This is a genomic window from Micromonospora sp. ATA51 (genome assembly GCF_016802855.1).
Taxonomy (GTDB): Bacteria; Actinomycetota; Actinomycetes; order Mycobacteriales; family Micromonosporaceae; genus Micromonospora; species Micromonospora sicca.
The window spans coordinates 1-2,010 of sequence record NZ_JAEVHJ010000587.1 but is presented as its reverse complement, the minus strand read 5'-3'; the positions used below and the strand labels follow the sequence as shown (position 1 = coordinate 2,010).

Genomic DNA, 2,010 nt, shown 5'->3' with positions numbered 1-2,010 from the left:
CCATGCTCCACGCCGGATACCTGGAGGACTGGGTTTGGGGTGCCACCGTCAGCGGTGTGCCGCAAGGCGGGGTAGCCTCCCCGATCCTGTCCAACATCTACCTGCACAAGTTGGACCACTTTGTGGAGCAGGTATTGATTCCTGAATACACCCGAGGACAACACAGGAAATACAACCCTGAGTATCACCGGTTGTCGGGGGTGATCGAGCGGGGTCGACGGCGCGGAGACCGTGTGGTCGTGCGCCGAGCACGTCAGCAACGGCGGCCACTGCCGTCCAGCGACCCTTACGATCCAGGCTACCGGCGGTTAAGGTATGCCCGATACGCCGACGACCACCTCCTCGGGTTCACCGGACCGAAGATCGAAGCCGAGCAGATCAAGCAGCGTCTGGCACAGTTCCTGCGCGAGGAACTCAAGCTGGAACTGTCCGCAGAAAAGACGCTGATCACCAACGCCCGCTCACAGGCGGCACGATTCCTCGGCTACGAGATCACCGCCCACCACGACCATCGCGTGACCAAACGTGGTGGAGGGAAAATGACCGACGGGCTGATCAAGTTACGAGTCCCCCGCGCGGTGATCAAAGCCAAATGCGCTCAGTACGCGCGGCGGGGCAAACCCGCCCACCGCCCTGAACTGATCAACCAAGACGACTACACGATCGTCGCCACGTTCGGGGCACAATACCGAGGGCTCGTCCAGTACTACCTGCTCGCCGGGAACGTCTACTGGCTCAACCGGCTCGAATGGTTCATGCGAACCTCGATGCTGCGGACCCTGGCAGCGAAGCACAAGTCGTCGCTGTTGAAGATGGCCGCCCGCCACAGGGCGAAGATCTCCACACCGCGAGGACAACGAACGTGCTTCGAGGCCACCGTCCAGCGGCCGGGCAGGAAACCACTGGTGGCACGGTTCGGGGGGATCCCCCTCACACGCGACAGGAACGCGGTGCCATACGACCGTGTCCCTGACCCGACACCGCACCGCCACCGGGAAGTCGCTCAACGACTTCTGCGAGGGGTGTGTGAGATCTGTAAACGCACCGACAACATCCAAGTCCACCAGGTGCGCAAACTCAACGATCTCGACCCGTCGGGACAGGCAGACCGTCCAGCATGGATGAAACTCATGGCAGACAAGCGCCGCAAGACGTTGATCGTCTGCGACGCCTGCCACGAAACCATCCACGCCAGGACGCCAACCGCGTAATCACGGACACGATCGCTGGAGAGCCGGGTGCGGGGAAAGCTCGCACGCCCGGTTCGGGAGGAGGTCGCCGGGAAAAGGGCCAGGTCAACACCTGGCACCTCGCCTGGCGGCCCACCTCACATCACCCGGTTCGTGCCGTTGCTGGACGGCCTGGAGCTGACCGGGGCGATCATCACGGCGGACGCCATGCATACCCAGCGCGAGCACGCCCGCTGGCTGGTCGAGAACAAGCACGCCGGCTACCTATTCGTCGTCAAGCGCAACCAGCCGCGCCTGTATCGGCAGGTCAAGGCCCTGCCCTGGACGAAGATCCCCGTGCTGGACGAGACCCGCGACCGGGGCCACGGCCGCCACGACATCCGCCGGCTGCAAGCCGTCACCTGCCACGGGCCCCTCGCCCTAGACTTCCCCCACGCGGCCCAGGCCCTGCGGATCCGGCGCCGCCGGTACAACCCGGCCAACGGCCGCTGGTCCACCGTCACCGTCTACGCGATCACCAGCCTCACCGCAGCCCAGGCCGGACCCGCCGACCTGGCCGACTGGCTACGAGGTCACTGGGCCATCGAGGTCCTTCACCACATTCGCGACACCACCTACCGCGAGGACGCCGGCCGGCTACGAGCCGGCAACGCGCCTCGCGCCCTGGCCACCCTGCGCAACACCGCGATCAGCCTGCTCCGCCTGGACGGCGTCACCTCGATCGCGCCAGCCCTACGGCAAAACAGCCGGAACCCGTACCGATCCCTACAACTGCTTGGACTCACGTAAACGGGCAAATCTCTACCTTGCGAACGCCCTG

The 2,010-nt window shown here is 65.0% G+C and carries 2 protein-coding genes; both read left to right on the top strand.

The annotated features are described in order from the left end of the window. On the top strand, positions 1–1,211 hold a 1,211-nt coding region (locus JNW87_RS38050), incomplete at its 5' end, for a reverse transcriptase/maturase family protein (RefSeq protein WP_238455404.1). 27 nt (positions 1,212–1,238) lie between these two features. Further along, positions 1,239–1,979 (top strand): ISAs1 family transposase, encoded by a 741-nt coding sequence (locus JNW87_RS38045; protein WP_309234161.1) that lies wholly within the window; start codon positions 1,239–1,241, stop codon positions 1,977–1,979. Positions 1,980–2,010: the final 31 nt, after the last annotated feature.